The organism is Xylanibacter caecicola, assembly GCF_013166515.1.
In the GTDB taxonomy this organism is placed as follows: domain Bacteria; phylum Bacteroidota; class Bacteroidia; order Bacteroidales; family Bacteroidaceae; genus Prevotella; species Prevotella caecicola.
Genome location: NZ_JABKKJ010000011.1, coordinates 80388 through 88998, shown reverse-complemented (window position 1 = coordinate 88998; position 8611 = coordinate 80388). Strand labels below are relative to the sequence as shown.

Sequence of the window (8611 nt, the reverse complement as noted above, 5' to 3'; positions counted from 1 at the left end):
GCATTGATGATGTTGTAGATGCTTTGTATGGAAATGCTTATGCCTTCTTTGGACAGCACGCCGCGGATCTGTTCAGGTGACCATTGGTTATTGAGAATCATCTGCTTGATGCGCCAGACGAGAAGACTGTCAAGACGTTTGTTCGTTGTGGTTCGTTTACGACGCTCCAAGGCCTTTGCGTGGGCCTTGTCCCACAGATAGTTACCCGTGGCCGTGGAATTACGTCTGATTTCACGTGAGAGCGTTGATTGACTGCACCCTACTATCAGGGCGATTTCTTTTTTCGATGTTTTTCTTTGCAGTAAGGCGAAAATTTGCGACCTTTGCTGCGAGGTTAATTGTTTATACTTCATATGACAAAACAAAGATAGTTAATCTCGGGGAGACTTCGGTCTCCTTTTTTTGTTTTGTCAGTTAAAAACTTTGGCTCCGTCCTCTCTTGGGGGCGCGCCCCCAAGAGAGGACGGACAATACTCTGAAAGAGGTAATTCCTAAATCAAAATTTTGCACTTCGATTTGGAATCTTCACATTTTATGTATCTTGTTTTTGAAAACTCCACACATGAAACACACATACAGTCAAAGGGATAAAAAACGAAGCTATGGAGGGTTGCAAGTTTTATAAAGGTTCCACACAAGGTTCCACACAAAAGACTGCATGTTGCAAAAACTTGTGTTACAGAGATTTACAAAATATACAAACGTGGCAAAATTGCAAGTGTGGAGGGTGTGGAACCTTTTTTACAAAACTTTTTTTATATATACATACAAAAACACAACGTCACCTCCCGTCGTGATAAATATGCGTATTTTCTCGCGTATGTTTTAGAGAAAAAGGCTCCACACCCTCCACACTTGCTGTTTTGCCGCATCTATGTGTTTCATAAGCATCTGTAACACAAGTCGTTGCAACATGCAGTCTTTTGTGTGGAACCTTTATAAAACCGACAACCCTCCACACATCTTCGTGCAATATGTCCGACCGCACACCGCGGCATCTTAAATTGCGGTTTGCAGAGCATTGACTGTCATAACCCATAGCTTTACGACACGTAACCCATAGCTTTATGAGACGTAAACATAAGGGTTATGAATTACGAATAAGGAATGTATCATTCGGATGTCCTCACTCCGAATACATCCACCCATGTAGTTATTAAAAATACAAATTAAAAACACGAAATATCAAAGCATCAAATTATTGTTTAATAATTTTCTTATTTTACAAAAAAACACTATCTTTGTAGCAATGAACTTTTAAAACAAATAGAAATAAGAAAGGAGAGCATCATGGCAAACAAAAGAGAACTGAAGAAACGTATAAACTATATCTGCAGCGATCTCTTCGCTGAGTGTATAGCGGCATCCCTATACGGCGTTCCGGCGGACAAGCAGACGCTCGATGCCCTTTTATATTCGATAATAAAAACACACAGTAATTATATCGCGCGTGTTTCTCATCCGGAGCCGGGAATGAAAGCTGAGACTTATTATAAAGACCTTACGGAGAATTTCTCCAAACAGATTAACGAGATTGTAGATCAAATCAGCAATCTCAACTAAACTCCACAACAACAAATAAACATGATCAGAAAAATATGTGCCCGGGTGCTCTACGGAATTCTCGGGTGGAAAAAGAATGTAACTGTACAACACCCTGAGAAATGTATAATATGCCTTGCACCACACACCAGCAACCGGGACTTTGTCATTGGGCAGCTATATATGCGGGCGGAAGGCATGAGAATAAACTTCATGATGAAGAAAGAATGGTTCTTCTTTCCTCTCGGACCAATCTTCAGGCATATCGGAGGTATACCCGTATGGCGCTCCAAACACACAAGCATGACTGATAATCTGGCAGCAGAAGCGAAGAAGGCTTCAGACTTTCAATTGTGCATAACACCCGAAGGAACACGCTCGCTGAATCCGAATTGGAAAATGGGATTCTATTATATAGCTCTAAAAGCAGGTATACCTATCTTATTATATGGCGTAGACTACAGTCGCAAACTTATACAATGCACCAAGACAATCGTGCCAACCGGCGATGCAGACCGTGACATGCACGAGATAAAACAATATTTCAAGGACTTCAAAGGAAGATATCCGGATAAGTTCACTACAGGAGAATAAGAATGCCCGGTATACTAAGAAAATCATTATTCATAGCTGTTCTGTGTGCACTCGCGGCATGTGGCAGTCACCGTTCGATACAAAAGAACGGTGGAACGGTTTCATCACCGACACAAACAAAAGACAGGAACAGCCATAAACGTGATACAAGACAACAAACATCACCGATATACACCGGTACGCCGTGGGTACAAAGTCTCTCACAACCATACACAATCACCGAAGGCTTGCAAAATCGTCATCTCTCAATTTGGGCAAGTCACGGACGATACTACAACAATAAAAAGAGACGTTGGGAGTGGCAACGCCCTTATCTGTTCTGCACCACGGAAGACCTCTTCACGCAAACAATTGTCGTGCCATACCTCATACCGATGCTTGAGAAATCAGGGGCTAATGTTTTCACTCCACGAGAACGTGACTGGCAACGCAATGAAATAATAGTGGACAATGATGACATTAATCCTCTGCCATACTACACAGAGATAAATATCGGCGAGAAATGGCATGATGCAGGCACACCGGGCTTTGCATATAAGAAAAGAATTGAGAACGAGAACCCGTTTACAACGGGAACGGCACGCATGGCAAAAGCCGCACAACACGGAGGATGTGAAATATCATACCAGCCGCGCATAGTAAAACCGGGGCGCTATGCTGTTTATGTAAGCTACCCGACCGTGCATAAAAGCATACCGGATGCAAGGTACACCGTATGGCATAAAGGGATAAAGACAACGTTCAGCATAAACCAGCGTATGGGCGGAGGCACTTGGGTGTATCTCGGAACATTCGACTTTGACGCCGGTTGCAATTCCAATAACAGGGTGGTGCTGTCAAATGTTTCCGGACATAAAGGAGTTGTCACTGCCGATGCCGTACGCTTTGGCGGAGGCATGGGCAACGTCTCAAGGGAAGGAACGGTAAGCGGTATGCCACGCTGTTTTGAAGGAGCAAGATACTATGCCCAATGGGCAGGGGCACCGGACAGTGTCTACAACGGTAAAGGAGGAGCCGATGACTATGCCGATGACATCAACACCCGGTCTTATATGACAAACTGGCTCGCAGGCGGCTCATGCTTTGTACCTGACAGAAAAGGAAAGAACATCCCCATCGAGCTGTCACTTGCCGTGCACAGCGATGCCGGTTTCGCAAGGGATAACAAGTCTATTATAGGCTCACTTGCCATTTGTACTACGGGCTTTAACGGAGGCAAACTTGGTGCGGGGCAACCGAGAAGTCTTTCAAAAGACTTTGCCGGCAGCCTGCTTGAAAACATCCGGCGTGACATTACAGCCCAATATGGAAAATGGAACATACGCGAACTTTATGACCGCAACTATTCCGAAACGCGCTGTCCGGAAATGCCATCGGCAATAATCGAGACTCTCTCACACCAGAACTTCCCCGACATGCTATTGGCACAGGATCCGTCATTTCGTTTTACAATGGCAAGAAGCATATATAAGACCATACTGCGTTTTATATCCAAACAAAACAACAAGCCATATACTGTAGCGCCATTGGCACCAACGGCACCATGTATAACATTCACTGCACCGGGAGAAATATTGATAAAATGGAATGCTACACACGATAAGCTCGAGCCGACAGCTGCACCGCAGTCATTCGTTGTATATACATCCGCCGGTAATGCGGGATTTGACAACGGAAATGTCGTTAAAGGCAATGCCTGTCGCATAAAACTTAATCCGGGAATGGTGTATCGTTTCAAGATAACGGCTTTAAATAAAGGCGGCGAGAGTTTCCCATCGGAAGTGGTATCGGCGGTATACGAACCAAAAGCATCTAAAACCGTAATGATAATCAACGGTTTCCAAAGGCTGTCACCTCCGGCTGTTGTGGAAAACGATTCATTACAGGGCTTTGATATTTCCGAAGATGTAGGAGTAACATACGGAACCACTGCAGCATGGAGTGGCAGACAACTGTCATTCAACAAATCACAGACAGGAGTCGAGACAACTGCAGGATTGGGATACAGCAGCAACGAAATGGAAGGAACATTCATTGCCGGAAACAACTTTGACTACACTGCCACACATGCAGAAGCCATAGCTGCAACAAAAAAATATAACGTTGTCAGCTGTTCCTCCAAGGCTATAGAAAACGGTATGGCTGATATTGCCGGATATGACTGTGTAGATCTCATCCTCGGACAGGAAAAACAAAGCCCGTCAACAACGACATCTTACAAGACGTTTTCCAAAATCATGCAGGAAAAGCTACGGCAATATATATCATCCGGTGGCAGACTGTTAGTATCCGGTTCATATATAGCCGGTGACATGTTGTCTGTAAATGACAAAGCATTTATGGCGGATGTACTGCATACCGTATACAACGGGACTTACCGTGACACAGATAACGAGAATATAACCGGTATGGGTACGACATTCGACATATACCGTAAACTTAATGAAACACATTATGCCTCAACATCATCAGACATCCTGCATCCGCTGGCACCGGCATTCTGTGCACTGACATACGAAAACGGAACATCTGCATGCGTGGCATATGCCGGCAATGACTTCCGTACAATGGCATTGGGCTTTCCATTCGAATGCATAAAGTCGGCACGGAAAAGGGAAACAATAATGCGGGGCATAATGACATTTCTACTTGAACAATAAAATATACATTTATTATGTACAAGATTCAAACAAACCTTTCAGGAACAAGGACAATAATCGTCAGTGACGAACATTTGCGTACAATAAAAGACTATGCGCTTTTGAAAGATCTCATAGACAGCAACGGAATAATAGACGAGGCTGTACTGGAAAAGCTGAGACTCAACATACGCTCGCTTCTCGGCTCAGAAGCAGGCAGAGACAAGCGTCTTATAGACTTGTGTCTCGATGTGGTGTACAACAGCAACATGAAAGCAACAGGATTGCAAAAGCTTGCGGAGCTGTTCATTAAATGGGAAAACGACAATGACGAAGAAACGGAAGGTTGTGACAAGGAACAAAAAGAATAATATTATATACGTCAGCAGCGTAATAAGTAGATGTTCAAAATTAAACGTATATATATTAATAGGTATATGAAATATTTACTTTAATAATAATTAATTTCAAACATCTACATAGCAAAATGAATAACTACAAACTGACCGACTGGCTGCCAACTACAAAAAAAGAAGTTGAATTAAGAGGGTGGGACACACCGGATGTAATACTGTTTTCCGGTGATGCCTATGTAGACCATCCGTCTTTCGGTTGCGCAGTGATAGGGCGTACGATAGAGTCTATGGGACTGAAAGTCGCCATCGTGCCGCAACCGGACTGGCACGGTGATTTCCGAGACTTCAAGAAACTCGGACGTCCACGCCTGTTCTTCGGTATATCACCCGGCTGCATGGACTCCATGGTAAACAAATATACGGCAAACAAACGTCTCCGTTCTGAAGATGCCTATAGTCCGGACGGCAGACACGATTGCCGTCCCGAATACCCTACAATAGTATACAGCCGCATCCTTCGCAACCTCTATCCGGACACTCCCATTGTTCTTGGAGGCATAGAAGCATCGCTCCGCCGCCTTACACACTACGACTATTGGCAAGACCGCCTGAAGCCTTGCATATTATTCGACTCCGGCGCAGACTTGATAATATACGGCATGGGAGAGGCACCTATAAAGAAATTGTGCCACGAATTGCAAAAAGGAAGAGACATAAAGGATATAAAGGACATTCCGCAAACCGTATACGTCACCGAAGAGAAAGATATTCCCACATACAATGATGAGAACGGTGATATCATACTGCATTCACACGAAGAATGTCTGCAAAACAAGAAAGCACAAGCGGAAAACATAAGACATATCGAGGAAGAATCAAACAAGCTGCACGCACAGAGATTGATACAACACACAGGCAAATCCTGCGTCGTAGTAAATCCTCCCTACCCTCCAATTTCAACGGATGAATTGGATGCATCTCATGAGCTGCCGTATACACGGTTGCCGCACCCTAAATACAAAAACAAGCGTATCCCCGCCTATGAAATGATAAAACACTCGGTAAACATTCACAGGGGATGTTTTGGCGGTTGCGCTTTCTGCACAATCAGTGCCCATCAGGGAAAGTTTATCGTGTGCAGAAGCAAAGAGAGCATATTGAGAGAGGTAAGGAAGGTTATGGAACTGCCGGACTTCAAAGGATACCTGAGCGACCTTGGAGGACCGTCTGCAAATATGTACGGAATGGAAGGTAAGAATAAAGACATCTGCGGAAAATGCAAACGCCCCTCGTGCATACATCCACAGATCTGCCCCAACCTGAATACAGACCATTCAAAACTTATCGATGTATATAAGGCAGTGGATGCCATACCGGGAATAAAGAAAAGTTTTATTGGCAGCGGAGTACGCTACGATTTGTTATTGCACAAAAGCAAAGACGATAAAACAAACCGTGCCGCACATCAATACATTCACGAACTTATCTGCAACCATGTAAGCGGACGGCTGAAAGTGGCACCGGAACATGTTACCGATCGTGTTCTCAATCTGATGCGAAAACCGTCGTTCAAACTATTCGAAGAATTCAAGCGGATATTCGACCGCATAAATAAGGAAGAAAATCTTAAACAACAGATTATACCTTACTTTATCAGCAGTCATCCGGGATGTCGCGAAGAAGACATGGCAGAGCTGGCTGTATTGACAAAGGGCATGGACTTTCACCTTGAACAGGTACAGGACTTTACTCCTACCCCTATGACAATCAGCACCGAAACATGGTATACCGGTTACGATCCGTATACACTTGAACCGATAACATCGGCAAAGACGCAGCGCGAGAAACTGGCACAACGCATGTTCTTCTTTTGGTATAAACCCGAAGAAAGAAATAATATAGAAAATGAGTTGAGGCGCATCGGACGTCCTGACATTATCAAACGACTGTATCCTTTCATGCCCAAAGCACCGTATAATGGAAATCATAGAGAAAACAATAATAGGAAAAAGGACACAACAAGAGTGCGAAGACGGAATAACGGTAAACGATAGATTTGTAGCCGTAATAGACGGAAGCACAAGTAAAACTGCCGCACGCATCGACAGCAGTATGAGCAACGGACGCTTCTGCATGGAAACAATCAAGGCATTCATTGACAGCATGCCGGCAAAGACAAGCATGGAAGAATTCTGCAAAGGTATAACAAATGCCATATACAGGATATATGCAGAATACGGTTATGATATAAACAGGCTGCGTGCCATGCCAACAGAACGCGCCACGGCAAGTGCCGTGATTTACAGCCGACACCACAGACAGGTTTGGCTCGTAGGCGACTGTCACTGCACGGTGGACGGAACATATTACGATAATCCCAAGCCATACGAAGAGACCATTGCCGCTAAACGCTCGGCTTTCATCAAGAACGAATTGCATAAATGCAAAGACGCCTATGACTTGCAAAAGAGCATTGATTGTCTGCGTATAAAAGACACGGGCAGAATTCATATCCTGCCCGAACTTATAGCTGCATGCTCACATCAGAACAAGAACTATGCCGTAATAGACGGTTTTGACATGCCTGTAAACTTGATAAAAGTAATAAACGTACCTCCACAAAAGACTGAAATCATATTGGCAAGCGACGGTTATCCGTTTATAAAAAGTAATTTGAAACAGAGTGATGAGGCTCTAATGCAACTTATAAACACCGACCCGCTTTTAATAGACAAATACCAAGCGACAAAAGGAGTGATGAAAGGGTACAACTCGTTTGATGACAGAAGTTATGTAAGGTTTAGGGATTAGTATTAAACCTTACATCCATTTAGTTCTCATCTAAACTCATTCACGCACTTTATACGCTCATACAGTGCATCTGTCCAATCCTCACCATTCTTAGGACATAGCGTGTTTATTCCGAGGTTACTCGCCATGGCTGTATTCCGTGGACCGTCATCGACAAACAATGTCTCTTCCGGCGTGATACCTTCCTTCTCGAGTATAAGGTTGAAGATTTCTTCACATGGCTTCATCATCTTCAATTTATAGCTGAGATACAATGAATCGAAATAATACTCGAGCGAATGCCCTTCACCGTCGAAATCATCACTCAGCGCCCAACTCATCATATACGGATTGGTATTGGAAAGCAATATGAGACGATAACCGTCAGCTTTAAGTCTCTTCAAGGCATCGAGTGCCCGGCGCGGCACCTCCTTGCAATATCCACGCCAGCCGTAACAACACTGTTCAAAAGTAAGTTCCTTGCCAACAAGAGAACTAAGTTCACGACGGAAGTCCTCCGCCGTTATTTTTCCTTCTTCCAGGTCACCGAATATGCCGCTCTGCGTATAAGGATCAAGACGCTTCTCAGCATCCTCCAGTCCCAAAGACCTAAAACGCCTTACGGCTTCACTCTGGTCAATGGTCATTATAACACCACCCAAATCGAATACGATATTCTTTATCATAACC

The 8611-nt window shown here is 44.0% G+C and carries 8 protein-coding genes; 6 read left to right on the top strand and 2 right to left on the bottom strand.

The features are described from left to right. Positions 1-353, bottom strand: a 353-nt coding sequence (locus HPS54_RS07930) for a helix-turn-helix domain-containing protein (RefSeq protein ID WP_253951967.1), incomplete at its 3' end; no start/stop codon positions are given. 937 nt (positions 354-1290) lie between these two features. On the opposite strand from HPS54_RS07930, the gene HPS54_RS07925 reads away from it, so the two are divergent. The 6 genes from HPS54_RS07925 (at position 1291) to HPS54_RS07900 (ending at position 7942) form a co-directional block, all read left to right on the top strand. Next, positions 1291-1563 (top strand): hypothetical protein, encoded by a 273-nt coding sequence (locus HPS54_RS07925; protein WP_172344906.1) that lies wholly within the window; start codon positions 1291-1293, stop codon positions 1561-1563. 21 nt (positions 1564-1584) lie between these two features. Further along, the gene (locus tag HPS54_RS07920) at positions 1585-2136 is read left to right on the top strand and encodes a 1-acyl-sn-glycerol-3-phosphate acyltransferase (RefSeq protein ID WP_172344905.1); all 552 of its coding nucleotides are present in this window, start codon (positions 1585-1587) and stop codon (positions 2134-2136) included. A 2-nt stretch (positions 2137-2138) separates the two neighbouring features. Then, positions 2139-4796 (top strand): golvesin C-terminal-like domain-containing protein, encoded by a 2658-nt coding sequence (locus HPS54_RS07915; protein WP_172344904.1) that lies wholly within the window; start codon positions 2139-2141, stop codon positions 4794-4796. A gap of 14 nt (positions 4797-4810) precedes the next feature. Beyond that, positions 4811-5146, top strand: a complete 336-nt coding sequence (locus HPS54_RS07910; RefSeq protein ID WP_172344903.1) for a hypothetical protein — start codon at positions 4811-4813, stop codon at positions 5144-5146. A gap of 116 nt (positions 5147-5262) precedes the next feature. Continuing rightward, positions 5263-7185, top strand: coding sequence for a YgiQ family radical SAM protein (locus tag HPS54_RS07905; protein ID WP_172344902.1), 1923 nt, complete (start codon positions 5263-5265; stop codon positions 7183-7185). Next, positions 7109-7942 (top strand): hypothetical protein, encoded by an 834-nt coding sequence (locus tag HPS54_RS07900; RefSeq protein ID WP_172344901.1) that lies wholly within the window; start codon positions 7109-7111, stop codon positions 7940-7942. Before HPS54_RS07905 ends, HPS54_RS07900 begins: the two co-directional genes overlap by 77 nt. A gap of 26 nt (positions 7943-7968) precedes the next feature. Here HPS54_RS07900 and HPS54_RS07895 read toward each other — a convergent pair whose 3' ends face one another. Then, the gene (locus HPS54_RS07895; protein ID WP_172344900.1) at positions 7969-8607 is read right to left on the bottom strand and encodes an HAD family hydrolase; all 639 of its coding nucleotides are present in this window, start codon (positions 8605-8607) and stop codon (positions 7969-7971) included. Positions 8608-8611: the final 4 nt, after the last annotated feature.